The organism is Methanosarcina baltica (assembly GCF_055394095.1).
This window is the reverse complement of sequence record NZ_AP042463.1, coordinates 1,274,558-1,297,253: the sequence shown is the minus strand read 5'-3', so window position 1 is coordinate 1,297,253 and position 22,696 is coordinate 1,274,558. Positions and strand designations below refer to the sequence as shown.

The following is a 22,696-nucleotide window of genomic DNA, read 5'->3' as shown; positions in this document are numbered from 1 at the left end:
TAATTTAAAAAGAATTGTAACTATTCAGCCATACTTTGAACAAAGGCAATTTTTCCTCGTTTCGAGGAAAAATTGCATATAAAATAACTCTATCTCTTCAGTATCATGCTTACACGTGAAGAGATTCTTGAAATCTATGAAGAAGGCCCTGAAGCAGTCGTTGCTGTAATTCAGAGACTTGAGACTATCATAGAGAAACAGGCTTCTCAAATTGCTGAACTTGAGGAACGTGTAAGGGTTTTAGAGGCTCGTCTAAATCAAAACAGCCAAAACAGCAGTAAACCTCCTTCTACTGACGTTTTTGTGAATGAAAAACCTAAACCTAAGAGTAGCCGCACAAGAAGTGGGAAAAAACCTGGTGGTCAAAAAGGTCATTCTGGAAGTACTTTCGAAATGGTTGGGGATCCTGACCATATAATATTTCATTCCCCTCACTGCTGTGAAAATTGTGGTCATGATCTTGAAGATACTGAAGTTCGGGACTGTGAACGCAGGCAAGAAGCTGATATTCCTCCTGTGAACATCATATTTACCGAACATCGTGCTGAGTCCAAGAAATGCCCTCACTGTGGGAAAATAAACAAAGGTACTTTTCCAGACTCTATAAAATTCCCTATTCAATATGGACCTCGCCTTTTATCCTCTCTTGTATATTTAAGGAACTTTCAATTGATTCCTTATAAACGGATTTGTGATTTGTCAGAGGACTTTTATGGAATACGTATCAGCCCTGCTACCATAAAAAGAGCTGAAAAGGAATTATTCCAGAAATTGGAACCTTTCGAAAAAGCTGTTTTCGAACATCTACGGGTAGCCTATTCTGTACATTGTGATGAAACAGGAATGAGGGTTTTAGGGACAAAATGGTGGCTCCATGTTGTTTCAAACAGTCTGTGGACATACTATTTTGTACATCCAAAAAGAGGATCAGAGGCAATGAATGCTTTGGGTTTTCTTCCAGAATACAAGGGGGTAGTAGTTCATGATGGTTGGGCATCATACAACAAATATGGATGTGAACATGCTCTCTGCAATGCTCATCTTAAGAGGGACCTCACTGGAGTTGAAGAGAATTTTGAGCAGCAATGGGCTAAAAAAGTAAATGAACTTCTGAGTGAAGTAAAAAAATATACCGACGAATGCAGAGAAATGGAAATTCCAATAGATCCAATAAAAGTCAGGGCATTCGAGGAAATATACGATAAAATAATTAAAGAGGGAATTGAAGAAAATCCACCTCCTGACCTCTCAAAACAGGTTAAAAAAAGAGGAAGACCAGCACAAACAAAAGCAAAGAATCTCCTTGATAGGTTCATAAAATACAAGGATAGGATTCTGAAATTCCTCAATGACCTGAGAGTTCCATTTGATAATAATCAAGCAGAGCGAGACATCAGAATGATGAAGCTACAACAGAAGATTTCGGGAACTTTCCGAAGCATCGAAGGAGCGGTAGCTTTCTGCAGAATTCGGGGATACATATCCACTATTAGAAAGAATAGCTTGAATGTCATGGATGCTATTCGAGCGGCGCTCAATGGAGCGCCGCTATTATCCGATAGTTGCAACATTAGCTGAAACTATGCTTTTTTTATCAGTAGGCTGAATAGTTACAAAGAATTTTGGAATTTAGAACGACTTTTTGGAATCAGATCCATATTACTTATCCAAATTAAGAGATTTAAAGGAGCAAATTTTGAGTTTTAAGATAAGCTCCAGTTTAGTATTTTTAAAATATCACTTATGTAATGGTGGACGACCTATATGAAAGAGGACAAAAATAACCATTTTCATAATTCTAATGATAAATCTCATTTTCATAATTGTAGTCATTTTGAACAAATTCCTTTAAAATATAGGATAAAGCATTTTTGGTATAAAATTGAAAACAGTTTTTTTTTCATAGCTCTTGCAAGCCTTTTTTGGTTGATATATAAGTCAGGGCCAAAGCCTTCTAGAATTGTTTATCCCTGTCAAAGAGCTGCTGCTGCAAATCTAAATATATTTGCAATATTATTTTCATATACATATGGTAAAAAAATTAAAATGTTTTTTACCCAGGATTTTCTGTTAAGAAGATTTTTTTTATCTATAATAATTATAGCTGTTATATTTGGGGTATTTTTAATAGTTAATTATTATAATACATCAATAAATCCACCGATTGAATCTGGAATATATGGAAAGAATCTCTCCCAATCTGAGCAAGTAGAACTGGGAACTCAAAGTGAATATGCAACAATCTCCTCTGCATATGATTTACCTTCTACTCATAGAGTTGTAACGGTTCATGATTCAAATTCCTCCACATGGGAAGGAGAAGGAAATCCTAATAACTACATGAATCAAACTGAAATAGATAAAATGGTAGATCTCGGAATAATGGAATTGACTGGAACAACATCTCCTCAAGAAGGGTGGAGAAAGATAATTCCATATACTGATGGACAATCAGTTGCAATAAAATTAAATTTTAATAATAATCAGGATTATTCTAAGGGGTTGTATCTTAATGAAGATTCAAATAAAAATATGCTTAATTATCCCGCAGTTGTAAATTCTGTAATAAGAGGATTGAAGTCCATTGACGTTCCCTCAGATAAAATATGGTTAACTGATCCATCAAGACCGGTGCATGACCAGTTTAGAGAAAGAATTTCTGATAAGGGAGTGCAATATTATATAAATCACAATTGTGAAGCATATATTGAAGGAAGACCAAATGTTTCGATAACTGGTTATGTTTCTGATAGTTCGGTATATGCATCAACAAGCACAACATACGCTGAAAAAATAAGACCTGCTCAGGTATTTGTTAATGCAACCTATATCATTAATATGCCTCAGTTAAAAGGACATGGAATGCCAAGTGTTGGAAGAGTAACGGCAAGCTTAAAAAATAATTTTGGAAGTGTGTATTATAGTGCTGATGCCCTGGGAAGTTCTCCAGTGCATAAAGCAGAGCCATTTGCAAAACTTTTGGCAGATATTAATAATAATTCAGTATTTAGAGACAAAACAAGGTTAGTTGTGGGGGATGGGATAATGGGTAATCCTGATATAAATTACGGGCCACCGACTTTGTGGAATTCATTTGGAAATAAACCACCAGAAACTCTTTTCTTTGGAGTTGATCCAGTGGCAACAGACTCGGTTATGGTAGATTATATCAGAAGAGAAGTAGGTTCTCAGGCGACAGGTCTCGTTCAATCTTATGCAGCTGATCTGGGACTGGGAGTTTCAGAATCTTGGAATGATCAAGAAAATTATACCTATATAGATTATCATCCGATAGATCTTGATAATCAAATATAATAATATACATTTTTATTAAACAGTTAAAAACAGCAAACAAAAAAAGTTAGCTTCAGGTTAATGGAGCCGTAGAACCTTTAGGTTCACAATTTTCATAAGCCTCATAGAATGTTTCATAAATAGTTGAGTAGGGTCTATTTCTATGAGGTCAAAAGGTTTTTCGAATTTTGTTTGATTATTACATTGCGTTTAGAGCAAAGAAGGTAAATTTTTAACTTTTTAGGCGGAAGAAGGGGGTCCCGTCCTCGAAAGCCAAAGAATAGAAGGTGGGGTAGTTAACTTCCAGATTGAAAGGATACCCGGCAACTTCTTAAATTTGTACAATTTTATAGAGGGAATGGAATAATTTTAATGATATGAAGACTATTTAATATATGGCAAAATGGGGGAAGAGCCACCGCCACATTTTCAATAAATATCAAATATATATAAATAAAGCCGGATCTACCAATTTATTCAATTAATATAATTATGAACAGTCCCGACTGGAACGGATGTTTGGTAGAGAAGAGGGGGAAAACATGCGAAAAGATTTTCTGGTATTTGGAAGCCCCATAATAGAGCAACCTGAAATCGAAGAAGTAGTTGCATCAATGAAATCTGGCTGGCTGGGTACAGGTCCGAAGGTACACAAGTTTGAAGAAATGTATAAAGAATACAAAGGATCAAAATACGCAATGGCCTTAAATTCCTGTACTGCCGCTTTGCATCTTTCCCTCCTTGCAATAGGAATCAAACCTGGAGATGAAGTAATTGTACCAACAATGACCTTTACTTCTACTGCTAATGTCGTAATTCATACCGGGGGAATTCCGATTTTTGCGGATTGTAAAAAAGATACAATGAATATTGATCCAGAAGATATCAAGAGGAAGATCACACCCAGAACAAAAGCAATTATTCCAGTTCATTTTGCAGGCCGTGCATGTGAAATGGATGCAATTATGGAGATTGCAGAATGTTATAATTTGAAAGTTATAGAAGACTGTGCTCATGCGATTGAAACTGAATATCATGGGAAAAAAGCAGGCACTTTTGGAGATTTGGGCTGTTTCAGTTTTTACGTTACAAAAAATATTGTGACTGGAGAAGGAGGAATGGCCATTACGGATAATGAAGAATATGCCAGCACAATAAAAATAATGGCTTTGCACGGCATGAGCAAAGATGCCTGGAAAAGATTTGGCGATTCCGGATATAAACATTATCAAGTCCTCTATGCTGGATATAAGTACAATATGATGGATCTTCAGGCAGCTATTGGTATTCATCAACTTCCAAGAGTGAATAATCAATGGAATAGGCGCCAGGAAATCTGGAATATGTATAATGAGGCGTTTAAAGATTTACCAGTGTTCACTCCCGCACCTGTTGAATCAGATACAAAACATGCATATCATCTCTACACTCTTTTGCTTGATATTGAAAGGTTGAAAATAAGTAGGGATGATTTTTTGGATATGATGACAAAGCGGAATATTGGTATTGGAGTACATTATGTTGCTCTACATTTACATCCATTTTACCAGAATGCATTTGGATACAAAATTGGGGACTTCCCAAATGCGGAGTGGATTTCTGAGAGGACGGTTTCAATACCAATCTCTGCAAAATTGACAGATGAAGACGTGGAGAATGTTATAGAATCAGTCAAAATCATTTTAAACGGCCTCCAAAATAAAAATTATATTTTAATGTGTACATAAATATCCATGTGGGTTTGCATATCTGGAACCTATATTAGAGATTAACTTTGGGGTTGTTGCAGTTGTATTGGCAACTGATAAATTTATCCGTATATTCTGGTTTGATCTATTGATTGGAGTAGAAAAAAGGTTTATCTCAAATTTACGAAGGATACAAGAATGCCACAAAATACTAAATTCCTAAATTTAAAAAGTAGCATTTTAAGAAAACGTTCCAAAAAGATTCGATTTAGTTCAGGGACCATTACATGGAAAGAATGTTTGATTATTCTAGTTTCAATTTTTAATGGAAGAAATATAGTGGAAGGAAAATACATAAAAAAGTATGAATCAGAAGTTAGTAAATATTTAGGAGTGCAATACGCTTATAGTTTTGGTGCAGGAAGAATGGCATTTTATTCAATATTGAAAGCCTTAGGCATAAGTGAAGGTGATGAGGTTATTCTTCCAGGTTATACTTGTGTGGTAGTTCCTAATTCAATAATTTATTGCGGAGCAAAACCCGTATATGTAGACATTGAACCGGATACATTAAATATAGATGTCAAAAAAATTGAAACAAAAATAACATCTAAAACTAAAATGATCTACGCACAACATACTTTTGGAACATTCTGCAACATGGATGCTATCACAAAAATAGCAAAAAAATATAATTTAAAAATTGTTGAAGATTGTGCGCATGCATTAGGCGCTGAGTATGATGGCAAAAAAGCAGGAACATTTGGCGATGCAGCATACTTTACAACCGAACAATCCAAATTAATATCTACAGGCATGGGCGGGTTTGCAGTAACCAGTGATGAGAAACTTGCGTTAAGATTACAGAAAATTCAAGGGGAATCTGAATTTCATAATAAAAAAATTATACGAAAAATAGCTTTACAAATTGTGCTTTATAAAGTGCTTTATTCCCCATATATAGCTTTTATTGGAAAGTATCTTGGATATTTCCTGAATCGATTTAATTTCTTTATTGTATCTACAACTGAAGATGAATTACGAGGAGACAAACCAGATCAATATCCTGTTAGATTGTCAAATATTCAGGCTCAAATTGGGTTAAATCAATTAAAAAATATTGAATTCAACTTAAATCATAGACGTAAACTAGCTAATTTTTACAGGGAATCATTGCAAAAACTTAAATATAAAATTCCAGAGCGTAACGATGTAAAATATAAACCTTCTTACATAAGATACTGGTTTATTGTCAACAATCGCAAAAAATTAAAAAATATATTTAATAGTGAAGGTATTGAATTAGGTGAATGGTTCAACAATCCCATTCATCCTAAAGGCTCTATTCTAAAAAATCTTCATTATGAGTGGGGTTGTTGTCCTATAGCGGAATATATGGCAGGCCACAACGTCAACTTCCCCACACATTCAAATATATCATTTGCAGATGCGGAACGCATTGTAGAGGTGTTACGAGATTATGAAAAAATATAAAAGATTGATTATTTTTTCAAAATTTTTGATAAAAAGTTTTTATGAATTGATTTTGTTTCCGATCTTTTATGTACCTGGATTTTTTGGGGAAAAACTTCGATATAATTACTACAGAAAAAAAATGAAGTATTTAGGGGAAAATGTCAAAATTGATGTGGGGGTCTCAATCATAAACCCTGAATACATTTCAATTGGGAGTAACACCTGGATCGACAAGCATGTAATTCTCCTAGCGGGGAAACCAATGGTAGGAGAAAGGAAAATATATCGGAAGTCTAATAAAAATTATACGGGGGAGGAAGGAGAACTTATTATAGCGAATGACATACATATATCAGCTTTCACTATTATATCTGGAATGGGGGGAACTTACATAGGTGGAGGTGTTGCAGCAGGTTCAAGAATTTTTTCATTTTCTCATCATTATAGAAATTTATTAGACCTTTCAGATAATTATGATTATAATTTTAGTTCAATGTCCCCTCAAAAAGAACAAGCTTTAATTTCAGGGCCAGTAGTTCTCGAATCCAATTCTGCAATAGGTTTAAATTCAGTTTTATTGCCAGGGGTTACAATAGGCAAAAATAGTTGGATAGGGGCTGGTTCAGTGGTACATAAAAATATACCAGCCGATGTAATCGCTTCAGGCAATCCTGTGAAAGTAATAAAAAAGAAGTTTTGGTAATTATTCAGCCTATGTAAAATCGGTTTATTGATATTGATTTCAATGCAATAGATAAACGCAAGAATCAACCGGTGGAATCGGAATAAACGTTATCAATCGCCAACAATTTAATAAAATATGTTCAGAAAAATTTGCTCATTAAATTTTACTAGAGATGGCTATGATATTGTTTCCCCAGTCTGAATAGTTACAGAAGATTGAGGTTTTTGAGAATGAAGAAATTTTTATCTCATAATTGGTTAGTACACAAAATTAATCTGCAATCTGTGCTTTGCACATTAGATTACGTTGAAGGGGATCTTCTTGATATAGGTTGTGGAAAAAAACCTTATTTAGAAGTTTTAAATTCTTTTGTTAATAATTATATTGGGTTCGAGCATCCAAACACACTTCATATAAATAACAAAATAGATGTGTTAGGGGATGGTTGCAGATTACCTTTTAAAAATAATTCTTTTGATACGGTTGTCTCTTTTCAAGTACTTGAACATATTAATGAACCAAATAAAATGTTAGCTGAAATACATAGGATTCTTAAAATAGATAAATATTTAATCCTTACTACGCCGTTCATGTGGGGGGTTCATGAAGCACCAATTGATTATTATCGATATACAAGATATGGTTTAAACTACTTACTTGAAAAAAATGGATTTGAAGTAGTTGAGATCAAGGCTAATTCTGGTTATTGGACAATGGCAGGCTTAAGATTTAACTACAATTTAACAAGATTTGGAACAAGCTACTTAAAGTATTTTCTTTCCCCTATCTTTTTTTTGGTACAAATACTATCCTTAATCTTTGATAAATTTGATAGAAATGAATCTGATACTGCAGGTTATACAACGATAGCAAAAAAAAAATAACTACATAAACACAAATTACTTATGGAATTGGGGGGTTCCACCAAAGTTATTTGCCCACTGGCATCGCTTGGAATCAATTCTAATTTAGATACTCATCCTGATGCTTTCAATCTATGATTAGAATAAATTATGATTGTCCATGGTGTTTCGAACCACTATTTTCGAACAAAAAAACATCGGCGGTGTCAAATGAAGTGGTATATCCCGGTTCATACGATAGGCACACAGACCTCAACATCCGTTATTTTAGCCAGATTATTATTGCCAGAAGATTTTGGACTTTTAGGGATGACACTTGTCTTCAGGGGATTGGTAGCCATATTTAATGATATGGGAACAGGTTCTGCAATAGTACAAAAAACTGGGTTGTATAATAAATGAGTTTAATTAAATCTGTCACAAGAGGAGTATTCTGGTCTGGGATATCCCAATTTTCAACTCAAATATACCAGTTAGTAGTAATAACTATACTTGCTCGCTTACTGTTCCCAGAAGACTTCGGCATTATTGGAATGGCAGTAATCTTCACAGGATTAGTAAAAACTATTAACGAGTTGGGTTTGAGCGCTGCAATAATACAGAAAAAAAGTATAAATGACAATCATCTATCAACATCATTTTGGATTAGTCTTGGGTTGGGCATAATTTTATTCATAACAACAGTAATTATCTCACCGTATATAGCGGATTTCTTCAAAAATGACCAGGTTGGACCTGTAGTAAGTGTTTTGTCAATAGGCTTTATATTTGGGTCATGTGGCGTTGTACATAGATCATTACTACAAAAAGACATTGAGTTTAAAAAAATAGCAATTACTGAAATTAGTGCATCAGCCATGTCTGGCGCACTTTCAATAATCCTGGCACTGCTTGGATTTGGTGTGTGGAGCCTTGTTTTTGGAACAATTCTAAGTAACTTTATTCGTGTGGTGTTATTATGGAAAGTTTGCACATGGCGACCATCAATGACATTTGATTTAACAAGTTTCAAAGAATTGTTCAGCTTCGGGGCACATGTAATGGGCTCTCGCTTTCTTAATTATATTGATTCAAATATTGATTATCTCTTAATAGGAAAATTATTGAGTGCAACAGCTTTGGGCCATTATACTCTTGCATATCAATTGTCAACGTTCCCTCTCACAAGGATATCTAGCATTATTACAAGCGTTACTTTTCCCGCATTTTCAATTATCCAGGATGATAACGATACGTTAAGATCTGCGTATCTAAAAGTGATTAAGTACATTTCGACAATCACTTTTCCTTTGCTTTCCGGATTGATTATGGTTGCTCCAGATTTTATTCCAATAGTATTTGGGGAAAAATGGGCACCTATGATAGTGCCATTACAAATCCTATGTGTCGCCGGAGCACTAAAATCGGTTGTGACAACAGTAGGTTCTATATTCTTAAGTAAAGGACGCTCGGATATTCAGTTCAAATGGAATGTATTTACAGCAATTGTGTTACCTATAGCTATTTTAATAGGAATAAGGTATGGTATTACAGGGGTTGCAATGGCAATAACTATTATGTCACTTTTACTATTTCTAATTATTCAAAGTGTTGCAAATAATTTAATTAATTTGAAGTTTTCTGATTACTTTAAAGCATTATATCCTGCAACAACCGGTTCGATACTTGTAATAACTTCTCTATTGATATATCAAAAACTAAGTATATACAATCATTTAGATATATTTTCGCTGGCAAGTTCGATAATTTTGGGGGTTCTCGTGTACATACTTGCAATGAGAATAATAACAAAAGACCTTTTTAGTGAGATTAAAATTTTAATTACTGATATGAGAAAATGAAGTGATAATATGCCAGGACTTACAGGAATCATTAAAGAACAGGGGCATGCACTTGATATTGAACAACTTCTGCCAAAAATGTGTGAGATAATAAGGTACGAGGATTGGTATGAAACAAATCGATTTTTAGATAAAAACATTGGTATGGGAAGGGTTAGTTTGGGGATCTTAAACCCTGAGACACAGCCAATATTCAATAAAAATAAAAATCTATGTATAATGATGGAAGGGGAAATCTATGATTACGGGGATTTAAAAGAAGATTTGATCTCAAAGGGCCACACATTTGTTGTTAATAATGACCCGGAATTCATTCTACATTTTTATGAAGAATATAAATCCAATTTTGCAGAAAAAATAAAAGATTTAAATGGTATATTCCTGTTTGCAATTTATGATTTCAATAGTCATGAATTAATTATTTGCAACGATAGATATGGATTAAAGCCACTATATTTGTGTGACAGACATGATTATCTCTTATTTTCTTCTGAAATCAAGGCAATTTTACAGGATGCAAGTTTCAAAAGAGAGGTCAATCTGGGAGCAATGGCAGAGTTTTTTTCATTTGGCTATCTATTGGGAAATAACACCTTAATAGAAGGCATTAAACTACTGCCCCCAGCCTCCATATATACTTATTCTAATGCAAAATGCGAAATAAAACAGTACTGGAATTGGAGTGAAATAAAAAAAATAGATGTCATAGATGAAGAAAAAATAGTAGACGAATTAGGCAGACTGTGGCTTCAGGCAGTAGAAAGAAGAATGCAGGGAAATGGAAAAATTTGTGTAACTTTAAGTGGAGGATTGGATTCCAGAGCAATTGTTTCTGCAATAGACTCAAAACATCTTCCTATCCATACTCTAACATTTGGAAAGAAGGAGTGTGATGATTATACAATAGCGAAGAGGGTTTCAGAGATATTAAAGACTAAGCACCATTTTGTAGAGATAACTGCAGAAAAATGGTTTTCAGGGATAGAAAAAACAGTTTGGATTACAGAGGGGGCTTTAAATGTAATTCATCAACATACCTGGGATGCAGTTGATAGAATGAATGAAAATTCGGACATAATTTTGAATGGATTTGCAGGAGACCTTGTTATTGGGGGAAGTTATCTCTCAAACGACTTTGCGAATATAAAAAACATTGATGACCATTTAAATGACGTTTTTTTAAAAATGAATAATGGTCACATCGGCTCCACATGTGGAAAGGAGATCTATAATTCACATATATCAGATATTTTGTGCACATCATCTTGGAATTCTATAGAGAAGGAGATCAAACAAGAGGTAAAAAATTCTGAAGATAGTGATTATTTCTTTTTGAACAACAGAGTGAGAAGATTCACTTTAATGGGCACGGTTTCTGCTCAAACAAAACTCGAAAACCGCAAACCATTTTTTGATAATGATTTTATTGAATTTGTGTATAGTCTACCAAATAAAATCAGATTGAACAGTTATATTTATAATAAAATGCTTATTAAATTCTTCCCAGCAACATTTAAATCGATTCCGTGGCAAAAAACAGGCATGCCTATAGGCACATCTAAAAGCATTATAAGAGGATATAGGTTATACCGTGGGTGTAGATTCTTAACCAATAGCTTATTACGAAAAATAAGTTTGCCCCCGGTGTTTAAAGATAATACAGGTTATGTGGATTATAACAATTGGATGCGAGATAACAAAGAGCTACGAAATTATATATACAGTACTCTTTTGAGTGAAAAATCAATGAATAGAGGTTATTTCAACTCAGATTTTATCAAAAAAGTCATAGATGATCACATGAAGGGGAAAACAAATAATGCTCAAATCCTTGGATTATTTTTAACATTTGAATTGTTCAATAGAATGTTTATTGATGGAGATAAATTATGAATATTTTTTGAAGAAAATATGTATCCCTTTAATAAGTGGCAATTCCTAAATTTTGTTAGTTGGGAAAATAAATCATTTGATGGCGTTTAATTGTAGCAGAAAAGAGATGAAATTATGAAACCAGTTGTAGCTCATTTAAGAAGGCAGTATTTGCCCCTAACCGAGCCCTGGCTCTACAATCAGATAGTAAATCTGAAACGTTATGAACCGCTAGTAATGGCACAAAGCACAATGAACCTGGATAAGTTCCCAACGCAGAACATTTGTTCCATTCCAGAGCGCAATATTATTTTAAAAATATTTGACAAAATAAACATAAGAAGTACCGGATTATACCCAACCAGATATTTTGAAAATATAATAAGGGAAAATAATGTTCAATTACTCCATGCCCATTTTGGTACAGAAGGATACAACTATCTTAAATTGAAAAAGAAGCTGAATCTTCCCATGATAACAACTTTTTACGGATTTGATGTTTCTAAAACCCCCAAAATACCGTACTGGAAAAAACGATATGATCGACTGTTCCAGGAAGGAAACCTATTTCTCACTGAAGGCAACAATATGAAAAAGGAGTTGATCAAACTTGGATGTCCTGAAAATAAGATCATTGTTCAGCATCTGGGAGTTGACCTCAATATATTCAATTTTACTCCACGAACATTTCCCAAAGATGGAAATATAACAATATTGATTGCGGGGAGTTTTAGAGAGAAAAAAGGAATCCCTTACGCAATTCAGGCATTTTCAAAGGTTAAAATAGATCATCCAGATATTCAATTGAGAATACTTGGAGATGGTCCTATGAGGAATCAGATAGAATCTTTGATATCAAAGCTAGGCATATCCAGTTCAGTTACATTGCTTGGATATCAACCACATAACATTTTTTTGAATGAGGCTGCAAGTGCTCATATATTTATGTTACCTAGCATAACTGCCCAAAATGGAGATACTGAGGGGGGTGCCCCGGTATCAATACTAGAGGCACAGGCCACAGGCCTGCCAGTGATTTCCTCTTATCATGCGGATATTCCCGAGGTAGTGGTTGATGGGAAAAGTGCACTACTTGCTCCAGAGAAGGATGTAGAGACGTTGGCAAAGCATCTTGAGTATCTGGTTGAGCATCCAGAACTATGGGTTTCAATGGGCCGAATTGGGAGGGAGCATGTAGAACAGGAGTATGACTTGAAGGTGCAGGTTGAGAAATTAGAGAATATATATGATAGATTCTGATTCAGCATATTCATATTTTTCACCTATATCAAAGACGGTTAAGAATTCCCTATTTTCGGCGGATTAAAATTCCCCAATTTTCAATCCTTGAGAATCATGCTGAAACTGAGAAATTACTTACCACCATAGACATTATTTAAGATTGATACAGACACCTCCATTTGAATAAATACAATTTAAGGCTATGGCGTCATTATGAGGTTGGAAATGTTGAGTTTGGGAAGTCAATTTTCAATTGAATATTCGTCTTCAAGCTATCGTTTTTGTTACGCCGAGTACTTTTTGTATGTAACTCCATACATCTTCGGCTAAGTGAGGAATCGTGATAAATTGCCTCCATCTTCAAAACGAGCGCATATAAGCATTATATAGTCTCAATTGATGCCGATTTTGAAATTCATTCAAAAAAACCATGGGCTTATATTTTAAGCACATGATTCAATATCTGAAGGCCTTTATGCGCCTAAAAATGCGGAATGCAGGATATAATTATCTCTTTGATCAAGTGAGCAATACATTTGAGATGCCATCTCTGGATCAACTCATTAGAGAAAAAAGCGTATTGAGTTTAAAGTGAAGAACTTTCCACTCAATTTGAAAAGGATACAATTGCTCAATAGTACTACGGTTCAAAATAATAAATAGTGGGGGAAATTATGAATGTTCTATATATAGCTGCAGTAAATCTGAATGATAGCAGGGGTTCTTCAACCCATGTAAGAGAATTTATACAAAATTTTTCAAAATATTCTGATTCAATGACAGTAATTACTCTAAGTGAGATTAATTTGAGTTATAATAATGTCTTATTTAAAAAAGCAAAATTTATTAATGTACCGTTTTTGAGCTTAATTTCATTTTCCATTTATTCATTTTTTTTAGGATCTTATATCCTTTTAACATCAAAACAAGATATTATTTATGAAAGACATAATCCGTTTAATGTTGGTGGAATTCTTTCCAGTATATTTAAAATTCCTTCTATTACCGAAGTTAATGGAATGTATTTAGATGAAATGAAGTTCAAAGGACCTTTACGTCAAATATTAAAAAAATTGGAAACAATCACATATCTATTAGTGGATAAAATTATAGTTGTTGCCGATTCAGTAAAGATAGCAATTAGCAATGAATATAATTTACCTGAAAATAAATTATTTGTGGTAGAAAATGGTGTGAATGCAGATTTATTTAAACCAATGGATCTCCAATCATGTAGAAAAAAACTAAATTTAGATCTAAATAATAATCACATTTGTTATGTAGGTTCTCTTAATTCATGGCAGGGTTTACAATATTTAATTCACGCAGCTCCGTTAGTTTTAAAAGAGTTTTCCAATACAACTTTTTTAGTAGTGGGCAGTGGCGAAATGAAAGACACATTGATTCAACTTGTAAATGAACTCAAATTGTCGAATAACTTCATTTTTACTGGCAATGTTCCTTATGGTAAAATTCCTTTATATATAAATAGTGCGGATATGTGTGTTGCTCCTTTTATATCAAGTAGAAAAGCATCTCCTTTAAAAATATATGAATACTTTGCATGTAAGAAGCCTGTTGTAGCAAGCAATATCTCAGGAGTTTCTGAATTATTTTTAAATTCAAGTGGTGGACTTTTAGTAAATCCAGAAGACCACAAAGATTTAGCAAAGAATATTGTGAAGTTACTGAATGATAAAAATTATAGAATGAAGATGGGTGACAGCGGATACAGATATGTTTTAAATAATCACAGATGGTGTAGTGTAACAGAAAGGGTATTCGACATTTGCAAAAAACAATTAGACAGTCAACATGGTAAATAAATGATGTGTCAATATAAAAAAAGAGTATGAGGGGAGGGATGTAAATCTTTAACCGATGATCAATGAACCATAATTAGATGGTAAAATTGAAAGGGGGTCAAATGTGAGTGTTCTTGCTTGATTATTTCTAATCATCATCTTTATTCTTTTTTTTATTGTCTAAATGTTTATATTCCAATCCACCGTTATTTAAACTATAATATCAATTATATTTACTTTATGACTGATTCATGAAGGTGGTCGGGGGGCCTTTTATTTTATCATAAATGACTGCTATTTTGGGTGTCATTTCTTTGGGGTAATAACAATATTCTTGGCTCTTCGTTGTTTTGTGTGTGAAGCCATCACAAAAACAAATACAGGCTTGAAGTGAAAATCCCCTAATTTATAGAGTCTGACGAAGAGCCCAATTCTTCCTTGAGGGCATGTCTATCGAACGCTACCCCATCAAATGTGTTGATTATTGGAGTACTGAACACAATTTAAAGAGGGCAATGATAAGGGAAGCTGAATATTGATTTTATAGACGGGGGAATGGATATTTTCTTGAATAAAAGTGTTAAGGCTGCAATTTGTTCAGGTCTTGCCTCTTCGAGGCATATTGCTTTCTGTCACATCGATGTTAATTCTGAAAATGATCGTTTCTCTTAAAATGGATCATAAGCAAACGATTTTAGGGGTAATACATGTACAGGCTACTTAAAAGCTCTAAAAATTGAGACTTATTTTTATGACTTTGATTTGGGGGAATCAGGTGTTTAATTTTGCCAATTTTGATTTTACATTTAATAAGTTCCGGCAACTTTCGAATGCTGTGGCAAAAAACTACAGCACAATTTCCATGAGCGAGTATCTGTGTTCTGATAAATTACCCGAAAAGTTTGCATTGATCAGGCATGATGTGGACAGAATTCCTGAAAATTCCCTGAAAACAGCACATTTAGAAAATGAACTTGGAATAAGAGCTACTTATTATTTCAGAACTACAAAAAATGTTTTCAATTCTGAAATCATAAAGGAAATTTCTTATCTTGGCCATGAGGTCGGGTACCATTACGAGGTTTTGAGTGAAACCGGGGGAAATTACAAAAAAGCCATAGAGTTATTTGAAAAACACCTGAATGAATTTCGAAACATCTGTAATGTAAAAACCATCTGCATGCATGGTTGCCCTCTTTCAAAACATGACAATAGGGACCTCTGGAAAGTTTACAATTTCAGGGATTTCGGAATTATTGGGGAAGCTTATCTTTCTACTGGAAAAGAACTAAATTATTTTTCAGATACAGGAAGAAATTGGGGTCTAAATAATAATCTCAGGGATTTTATCCCAGGAAAAACGGAATATTTCTCCACTGAAAAGACAGATGAACTTATTGAATTGGTTGGCAGAGGGGAGCTTGCTAATTTTTATATTCTGACACATCCTGAAAGATGGTCTTTAAAATTTATTGATTGGAGTTTATATTTTGGAATAGACTTTGCGGTCAATTTTGTAAAAAAAGGTTTGATTTTGGTGAGGAAATGATAGAGATTGTATCTTCAGTCCCTGAAGTTGAATGGAACTCTTTTTTAAGTGTCTGTGATAATGCTACTATATACCACACTCCTGAGTGGAAAACGTTTTTGGAGAAAACATTCAGTTACGAATCAAAATATCTCTTTGCAAGAGACGAATCTGAAAATATTATCGGATTTTTGCCTTTATTTTATGTTAAAAGCAAATTAACTGGAAATAGATTGTGTTCTGCACCATTTTCTCATATTTGTGGCCCTTTGGGTAATAATAATGCTTCAATAAATTTAATTGAAGAAGCAATTCGACTGTATGAAAAATCGAGATCCAATTCTCTTGAGATTAGATCACTTGTTGACAATGAACGATTTCTTCATCTCAATTCATTCTCAACCTATATTCTTGAATTATCTCCTAATACAAGCGATGTATGGCCCAAACTCAGTAAAGGGAGTGTCAGGTGGGCAATTAAGAAAGCCCATAAATCGGGTGTTATTGTAGAAGCAACACAAGACATAAATGTTTTAAAAGAATTTTCCAATATCAATGATATAACAAAAAAAGAGCTTGGGGTACCCTGCCATCCATGGATATTTTTTAAAAATATGTTTGATATTTTAGGTAAGTATGTATCATTATATGTTTCAAAATATAGTGGTGAAATTATTGGAGGGGGTGTTATGGAATATTTTAAAGATACTGTTCTTTATGGGTATGGAGCTTCTGATCCTGATTATTTGAATTTGCATCCTTATAATGCATTCATATGGAAAAGCATTGAAGATGCGTGCGCTTCTGGATATAAAAAATACGATTTTGGACGAACTTCTTATGACAATACTGGGTTAATTAATTTTAAAAAGAGATGGGGTGCCGCTGAAGTAAAATTGTACTACAGTAATTATCCAGCTGATTCTACTACATTGAATGGGGATCGGAATAATATCAAGTATCAAATGGCGAAAATGTTTATTCAAAAAATGCCGCATTCTATCTACAAAAAATTTAGCGACGGTGTGTTTCAACATTTGGGGTAATTATAATGAGGATCGTTGTGGATGTAAATCATCCAGGGCATGTTCATATGTTCAAGAATTTCATATGGAATATGCAAAAAAATGGGCATGAAATACTGATTACTGCAACAGAAAAAGATGTCACTTTTGAATTATTAAATAACTACAACTTTGATTACGTGAATCTGGGAAGTTATGGTAAATCATTTATTGAAAAATTAATTAATATTCCAATAATTGATTTTAAGATGTACTCTGCAATAAAAAATTTTGAACCGGATGTTTTTTTAGGGGTAGGTTCAATCCGTGCAGCTCACGTTTCATTTTTGCTTCGCAAAAAATGTATTATATTTGAAGATACTGAACACTGTAAAGAACAACATTTGCTTTATGTTCCTTTTACAACTAAGATTTTAACACCCTCTTGTTTCAAAAAAAATCTGGGGAAAAAACAGGTTCAATATAATGGGTATCATGAATTGGCATATCTACACCCTAATTATTTTATCCCAAATCCTGCAGTTTTGGGTGAACTTGGTTTATGTGAGGATGAAAAATTCACCGTTTTAAGGTTTGTTTCCTGGGATGCAAGTCATGATATCGGGGAACATGGAATAAAAAATAAGGTGAAGTTTGTAACAGAGCTCGAAAAATATGGACATGTATTTATTACTTCCGAAGGAAAACTTGAACCTGAATTAAATAAATATAAACTAAAAGTTTCTCCTGAAAAGTTGCATGATCTACTTTACTACGCTTCTTTATATGTTGGTGAAGGGGCCACGACTGCAGTTGAAAGTGCTTTAGTAGGTACACCTTCTATTTATGTCTCGTCTCTTGTTGGAACTATGGGCAATCTTATCGAACTCGATAATAAATATGGTTTAATCTTTAATTATAAAAATTCTGATGAAGCGTTTAATAAAGCGATAAATATCCTTCAAAATCCTAATATCAAAAAGATGTGGAAACTGAAGAATGAGCATATGTTGGCTGAAAAAATTGATTTAACAAAATTCATGATTAAGTTCATAGAAAATTACCCTGTATTTTGAATAATATTAAGCAGAAGTCAATTTTGGATGAGATTTATGTATGAGTTACTAAAACAAAATCCCAAAATGTGGGATTTATTTACAAAGAATGAAGAGTATTTTCCAAATAAATTGGATAAACATGATCGTTTTATTTATGCGAACAGTAAAGATAAATGTGTTTTAGAACCCGAGGTTTCAAAATATTTAGTAAAAAATGGGATGGGAGTCGAGTATCCCGACGGAAGAAAATTTGCGGTATGTTTAACTCACGACATTGATGCTATTTATCCTACTTCCATACATTCCTTTCTCGCTTCTTTATCTTGTATTAAAAGTTTAAATTTTTCTGAATTTAAGTCCCATGTTTTGTGGAGAACGCGGGGAAAAAAGTATTCTCCTTTTCTGAATTTTAAACAAATTATAGATCTTGAAGAAAAATACAATGCAAAATCTTCCTTTTATTTTATTGCTACAGAAAAGGATCCACTTCGGTTTAGATATGATATTGAAGATATTGAAAGTGAATTAGGATTTATTGCTGATAATGGATGGGAGGTTGGACTTCATGGGGGATATTATTCTTATAATGACCTTGAAGAGATTAGAAAAGAAAAAAAACGATTGGAAGCTGCTTTTGGTAAAAGTGTGATTGGATATAGGAATCACTATTTAAAATTTAAAATTCCTGATTCTTGGGAGTTACTATCAAAAGCCGGATTCAAATATGACACCACTTTTGGATACAGTGACATGGTTGGGTTCAGGAACGGCATGTGTCATCCATTTGTACCTTATAATCTAAATTTGAATCAGGAAATTGGGATTTTAGAAATACCTTTAGTTATAATGGATACTACTTTATTTGACTTTACAAAATCTTATGGTGATGCGTGGAAATATGCAAAAGAACTCATTGATAATGTAGAAAAATACAATGGAGTTATTACTTTATTATGGCATAATCACGTTTTTTCTTATCCTTGTCGAAATCATTGGGCAAAACTTTATGATAAAATATTAAAATATTGTTATGAAAAGAATGCCTGGATTACGAGTGGAAACGAAATATACAATTGGTGGGAACATGGTTCTAAAAGTTTTAGTAACCGACGGTCTAAATAAAAATACTTTAGCAGTATTAAGGTCACTTAAATCTAATAAATATTTAATTGATCTCGTCAGTATTTATCATCCTTTGTTTACTCTTGGTTCATATTCAAGATATTGTAATAAGACTTATCGTCTAAAATCAAATCTTGATAATACAGATGATTACGCAACAGAATTAATACATCTACTAAAGAAAGAAATGTATGACGTTTTAATTCCGGTTGGGTTAAAAAGCTATCTTGCGGTATCAAAATATAAAGACGAATTCACAAAATATACAAAAGTCATGGTTCCTGATTGGGATAAAATGCAAGTTGCCTACAATAAAGATATCTCTATGGATTTCGCAAAAAAGCTTGGAGTCCCTATCCCAGAAACAATAACTTTGCACAATAAAGCTGATTTACATAAAATAACAAAGTTTCCGGTTGTAATTAAATCCTCTGACGACTCTCGAAATGTTGTTAAATATTGTAACAATGAACAGGAGTTAGAAAGCAACTTCAAAAATCTTAAAAATTTCAGTAAAACTAATATTATTTGCCAGGAGTATATAAAAGGTTTTGGATGTGGTTTTTACGGTGTGTATTCTGATGGAAAATTAATTGCACATTTTTTACATAAAAGAATTAAAGAGTTTCCGATTACTGGGGGGCCAAGTGCTGTAGCTGAATCTTATTTTGATGAAAGATTGTTTAATTATGGAAAAGTTCTTTGTGATTCTCTAAAGTGGAATGGTCCAATAATGGTAGAGTTCAAGTATGATGCTGAAGAAGACGATTATAAATTGATAGAAATAAATCCTAAATTATGGGGCTCTTTGGACTTGACAATTGAATCTGGGGTTAATGTTCCAGAGATTTTAGTCAACCTGGCTTTTAATGAGTATATTAGTTCTACTCCAGCATATAAATATATTAAGTATCGGTGGCTATTTCCAGATGAGTTTAAAGTATTAATGTCTCAGTTCTCTTTTGGAAATTTATGTGAATTTTTGAAAATAGATCAAAATACAAGAACTAACTTTTATTGGATAGACCCCTTGCCTTTTGTATTTCAGCTAATTTATGGTTTAGTATATTCTATATTAATGATTTTTAATGATGCAAAGAAGTTTCCTCATGGGAAATTAAAGTAATGAAAATATTTATGGGTGTATTCTTGAGAGCCGATTTCCACATTCATTCAAAATATTCTTATGACTCGATAATGGAGCCTTTAAAAATAATGAAAATTTGTAGAAAACTAGGCTTTGATGTAATCTCTATTACAGATCATAATACAATAAAAGGATCCATTAATGCTAAAAAATATGAAAAAAAAATTGGGGTCAAGGTATTTATTGGAGAAGAAGTAAAGACCGATTTAGGGGATATAATTGGATTAAATTTAAATGAAGAAATAAAAAGCAGAAGTTTTTTTGAAGTAATCGAGGAAATAAAAGATCAAGGTGGGATTTCCATATTTCCTCATCCTTTTCGAGGGCATAAAGACATCGAAATGATTTCAGATAAAGTAGATCTTATAGAGGCATTCAATTCGCGTTCTAACATTTATGAAAATCAAAAAAGCTTGGATCTTGCTTTAAAATTTAATAAACCTCCTGTGGCAGGCAGTGATGCTCACGTTTATTCAGAAATAGGGAACTCGATTATGGATTTTAACAAGATTTTCGATCATCATAAATATATTCAATACACATATTCAAAAAATTACCAGAAAGTTATGAGCTATATTATAAAAGATATTAAGTTATATAAATTCCACAAAATACCTATTCATATGGTTAGGTTGGTATTATAATGAGTAAAAAAAGCTTACTTGTTATTTCAAATCATTACTTAACTTTTGTAAAAGATCAGTTTGAAACAATGTCTGAAAATTTTGGAAATATTGATGTGTTAGTTAGGTTTCATAGGTATTATTCGTTGTTCCCAGAAAAATTAATAGATGTAACTAATAAACCTTTAAATATAAATTGCATCAAATCCCCCATTATATATATTCCTACAGATCCAGGCTATAGAGCTCTCGGCGAGAAACATTTTAAAATTGTAGATCAAATTATTAAAAAAAATAATCTTAAATTTGATTTAATTCATTCTCATTTTACCTGGTCATCTGGATATGTTGGTGCGAAGTTAAAAGAAAAGTACGGTGTGCCTTTTGTAGTTACTGCTCATGGATACGATATCTATGAATTACCTTTTAAGGACGATGAATGGAAATCCAAAATTGAATATGTTCTCAATGCTGCTGATGCCATTATTACAGTAAGCAACAGTAATCTTGAATGCATCAAAAAATTGGATGTAAAAACGCCTGTAACAGTTATTCCAAATGGATACAGAGAAGATCTTTTTTATCCATTAGATCCATATGAATGCAGACGGTCGTTAGGTTTGCCTTCTGACAAAAAAATAATTCTTACTGTAGGAAATCTGGAAGAGGTCAAAGGGCATATATATTTAGTTAAAGCTATGGATTATGTTGTAAAAACACGGAAGGATGTTATTTGTTATATTGTAGGCGGGGGCAAATTAGAGAATAAGCTGAAAACACAACTAAAGTTCGCAGGTCTTCAAGATTATATTAAGCTTGTAGGTGGCAGGCCTCATGATGAGATCCCCTTATGGATGAATGCATGTGATATTTTTGTGCTGCCAAGCTTGAATGAAGGAAACCCGACAGTGATGTTTGAATGTTTGGGTTGTGGAAAACCATTTGTTGGTACAAAAGTTGGTGGTATTCCGGAAATTATAGTTTCTGAAGATTACGGTATGATTGTTGAACCTGGTAATTCGAAAGATCTGGCTAAGAATATCGAACTGGCGCTCGAAAAAAAATGGTGCTCTAAAGATATAAGGAATTATGGCCAACGGTTTATATGGGAAAATATCACAAAAGAGATTTATGACATTTATGTATCCTCTTCAAATTGAGTAGAACCTGTATTCCGCATTTTTAAGCGCATAAATATCTCTTGATGTCGAATCATGCGCGCTTAAATTTAAGCACATTATTCTTTTGGTTGTATTTTAAAATAGGCATCCATTGAGACCTTGGAGTTGTAATAATGCTAATCTGCGCTTAAAATTTGGGAACTAAGGTTAACGATGGTTTCCCCACCCTTCTAGTGTTCTGTCATTCATTAAATGTCGTATCAAATCAATTACAATTGTTTGCAATTATCCAACGTTTGATTGTTGACGTAACACTAGCCCGTTTCT

18 protein-coding genes are annotated in these 22,696 nt (G+C 33.3%); all 18 read left to right on the top strand.

All coding sequences use genetic code 11. From position 1 onward, the window contains the following. Window positions 1-105 precede the first annotated feature (105 nt). The 18 genes from tnpC to ACZ5QV_RS05520 all read left to right on the top strand — a co-directional run bounded on the left by tnpC (window position 106) and on the right by ACZ5QV_RS05520 (window position 22,408). On the top strand, window positions 106-1,578 hold the full coding sequence (gene tnpC, locus ACZ5QV_RS05605; protein WP_464599339.1) for an IS66 family transposase: 1,473 nt from the start codon (window positions 106-108) through the stop codon (window positions 1,576-1,578). A gap of 186 nt (window positions 1,579-1,764) precedes the next feature. Beyond that, window positions 1,765-3,315, top strand: coding sequence for a DUF362 domain-containing protein (locus tag ACZ5QV_RS05600; protein WP_464601603.1), 1,551 nt, complete (start codon window positions 1,765-1,767; stop codon window positions 3,313-3,315). Window positions 3,316-3,809: 494 nt separating this feature from the next. Next, window positions 3,810-5,021 (top strand): DegT/DnrJ/EryC1/StrS family aminotransferase, encoded by a 1,212-nt coding sequence (locus ACZ5QV_RS05595; protein WP_464601602.1) that lies wholly within the window; start codon window positions 3,810-3,812, stop codon window positions 5,019-5,021. Between the two features lie 159 nt (window positions 5,022-5,180). Continuing rightward, window positions 5,181-6,476 carry a DegT/DnrJ/EryC1/StrS family aminotransferase gene (locus tag ACZ5QV_RS05590; protein ID WP_464601601.1) on the top strand — a complete coding sequence of 432 codons (1,296 nt, stop codon included), beginning with the start codon at window positions 5,181-5,183 and terminating at the stop codon, window positions 6,474-6,476. Beyond that, the gene (locus ACZ5QV_RS05585; RefSeq protein WP_464601600.1) at window positions 6,463-7,161 is read left to right on the top strand and encodes an acyltransferase; all 699 of its coding nucleotides are present in this window, start codon (window positions 6,463-6,465) and stop codon (window positions 7,159-7,161) included. The genes ACZ5QV_RS05590 and ACZ5QV_RS05585 overlap by 14 nt, the downstream gene beginning before the upstream one ends. 212 nt (window positions 7,162-7,373) lie before the next feature. After that, window positions 7,374-8,027, top strand: a complete 654-nt coding sequence (locus ACZ5QV_RS05580; RefSeq protein ID WP_464601599.1) for a class I SAM-dependent methyltransferase — start codon at window positions 7,374-7,376, stop codon at window positions 8,025-8,027. A gap of 189 nt (window positions 8,028-8,216) precedes the next feature. Continuing rightward, window positions 8,217-8,408 carry an oligosaccharide flippase family protein gene (locus tag ACZ5QV_RS05575; RefSeq protein WP_464601598.1) on the top strand — a complete coding sequence of 64 codons (192 nt, stop codon included), beginning with the start codon at window positions 8,217-8,219 and terminating at the stop codon, window positions 8,406-8,408. Then, window positions 8,405-9,847, top strand: coding sequence for an MOP flippase family protein (locus ACZ5QV_RS05570; RefSeq protein ID WP_464601597.1), 1,443 nt, complete (start codon window positions 8,405-8,407; stop codon window positions 9,845-9,847). Before ACZ5QV_RS05575 ends, ACZ5QV_RS05570 begins: the two co-directional genes overlap by 4 nt. Before the next feature lie 9 nt (window positions 9,848-9,856). Beyond that, a complete protein-coding gene (locus tag ACZ5QV_RS05565) occupies window positions 9,857-11,740 on the top strand; it encodes an asparagine synthetase B family protein (RefSeq protein ID WP_464601596.1) in 1,884 nt (627 codons plus the stop codon). A gap of 114 nt (window positions 11,741-11,854) precedes the next feature. Next, window positions 11,855-12,979: a glycosyltransferase gene (locus tag ACZ5QV_RS05560; RefSeq protein WP_464601595.1), complete on the top strand. Its 1,125-nt coding sequence runs from the start codon at window positions 11,855-11,857 to the stop codon at window positions 12,977-12,979. Window positions 12,980-13,635: 656 nt separating this feature from the next. After that, complete coding sequence (locus ACZ5QV_RS05555) at window positions 13,636-14,787, top strand: glycosyltransferase family 4 protein (RefSeq protein ID WP_464601594.1); 1,152 nt, start codon at window positions 13,636-13,638, stop codon at window positions 14,785-14,787. A gap of 814 nt (window positions 14,788-15,601) precedes the next feature. After that, on the top strand, window positions 15,602-16,315 hold the full coding sequence (locus ACZ5QV_RS05550; protein ID WP_464601593.1) for a hypothetical protein: 714 nt from the start codon (window positions 15,602-15,604) through the stop codon (window positions 16,313-16,315). Next, window positions 16,312-17,340, top strand: coding sequence for a GNAT family N-acetyltransferase (locus tag ACZ5QV_RS05545; RefSeq protein WP_464601592.1), 1,029 nt, complete (start codon window positions 16,312-16,314; stop codon window positions 17,338-17,340). Before ACZ5QV_RS05550 ends, ACZ5QV_RS05545 begins: the two co-directional genes overlap by 4 nt. 5 nt (window positions 17,341-17,345) lie before the next feature. Continuing rightward, window positions 17,346-18,374 (top strand): DUF354 domain-containing protein, encoded by a 1,029-nt coding sequence (locus tag ACZ5QV_RS05540; RefSeq protein WP_464601591.1) that lies wholly within the window; start codon window positions 17,346-17,348, stop codon window positions 18,372-18,374. A gap of 36 nt (window positions 18,375-18,410) precedes the next feature. Further along, window positions 18,411-19,478 (top strand): polysaccharide deacetylase family protein, encoded by a 1,068-nt coding sequence (locus ACZ5QV_RS05535; RefSeq protein ID WP_464601590.1) that lies wholly within the window; start codon window positions 18,411-18,413, stop codon window positions 19,476-19,478. Beyond that, on the top strand, window positions 19,441-20,604 hold the full coding sequence (locus ACZ5QV_RS05530) for a carboxylate--amine ligase (protein ID WP_464601589.1): 1,164 nt from the start codon (window positions 19,441-19,443) through the stop codon (window positions 20,602-20,604). The genes ACZ5QV_RS05535 and ACZ5QV_RS05530 overlap by 38 nt, the downstream gene beginning before the upstream one ends. Further along, complete coding sequence (locus tag ACZ5QV_RS05525; RefSeq protein WP_464601588.1) at window positions 20,604-21,269, top strand: PHP domain-containing protein; 666 nt, start codon at window positions 20,604-20,606, stop codon at window positions 21,267-21,269. Before ACZ5QV_RS05530 ends, ACZ5QV_RS05525 begins: the two co-directional genes overlap by 1 nt. Further along, window positions 21,269-22,408 (top strand): glycosyltransferase family 4 protein, encoded by a 1,140-nt coding sequence (locus tag ACZ5QV_RS05520; protein ID WP_464601587.1) that lies wholly within the window; start codon window positions 21,269-21,271, stop codon window positions 22,406-22,408. The genes ACZ5QV_RS05525 and ACZ5QV_RS05520 overlap by 1 nt, the downstream gene beginning before the upstream one ends. Window positions 22,409-22,696 lie beyond the last annotated feature (288 nt).

Coding starts and splice junctions, on each gene's coding strand:
- tnpC (WP_464599339.1), top strand. CDS start 106: ATGCTTACACGTGAAGAGATTCTTGAAATCTATGAAGAAGGCCCTGAA.
- ACZ5QV_RS05600 (WP_464601603.1), top strand. CDS start 1,765: ATGAAAGAGGACAAAAATAACCATTTTCATAATTCTAATGATAAATCT.
- ACZ5QV_RS05595 (WP_464601602.1), top strand. CDS start 3,810: ATGTTTGGTAGAGAAGAGGGGGAAAACATGCGAAAAGATTTTCTGGTA.
- ACZ5QV_RS05590 (WP_464601601.1), top strand. CDS start 5,181: ATGCCACAAAATACTAAATTCCTAAATTTAAAAAGTAGCATTTTAAGA.
- ACZ5QV_RS05585 (WP_464601600.1), top strand. CDS start 6,463: ATGAAAAAATATAAAAGATTGATTATTTTTTCAAAATTTTTGATAAAA.
- ACZ5QV_RS05580 (WP_464601599.1), top strand. CDS start 7,374: ATGAAGAAATTTTTATCTCATAATTGGTTAGTACACAAAATTAATCTG.
- ACZ5QV_RS05575 (WP_464601598.1), top strand. CDS start 8,217: ATGAAGTGGTATATCCCGGTTCATACGATAGGCACACAGACCTCAACA.
- ACZ5QV_RS05570 (WP_464601597.1), top strand. CDS start 8,405: ATGAGTTTAATTAAATCTGTCACAAGAGGAGTATTCTGGTCTGGGATA.
- ACZ5QV_RS05565 (WP_464601596.1), top strand. CDS start 9,857: ATGCCAGGACTTACAGGAATCATTAAAGAACAGGGGCATGCACTTGAT.
- ACZ5QV_RS05560 (WP_464601595.1), top strand. CDS start 11,855: ATGAAACCAGTTGTAGCTCATTTAAGAAGGCAGTATTTGCCCCTAACC.
- ACZ5QV_RS05555 (WP_464601594.1), top strand. CDS start 13,636: ATGAATGTTCTATATATAGCTGCAGTAAATCTGAATGATAGCAGGGGT.
- ACZ5QV_RS05545 (WP_464601592.1), top strand. CDS start 16,312: ATGATAGAGATTGTATCTTCAGTCCCTGAAGTTGAATGGAACTCTTTT.
- ACZ5QV_RS05540 (WP_464601591.1), top strand. CDS start 17,346: ATGAGGATCGTTGTGGATGTAAATCATCCAGGGCATGTTCATATGTTC.
- ACZ5QV_RS05535 (WP_464601590.1), top strand. CDS start 18,411: ATGTATGAGTTACTAAAACAAAATCCCAAAATGTGGGATTTATTTACA.
- ACZ5QV_RS05530 (WP_464601589.1), top strand. CDS start 19,441: ATGGTTCTAAAAGTTTTAGTAACCGACGGTCTAAATAAAAATACTTTA.
- ACZ5QV_RS05525 (WP_464601588.1), top strand. CDS start 20,604: ATGAAAATATTTATGGGTGTATTCTTGAGAGCCGATTTCCACATTCAT.
- ACZ5QV_RS05520 (WP_464601587.1), top strand. CDS start 21,269: ATGAGTAAAAAAAGCTTACTTGTTATTTCAAATCATTACTTAACTTTT.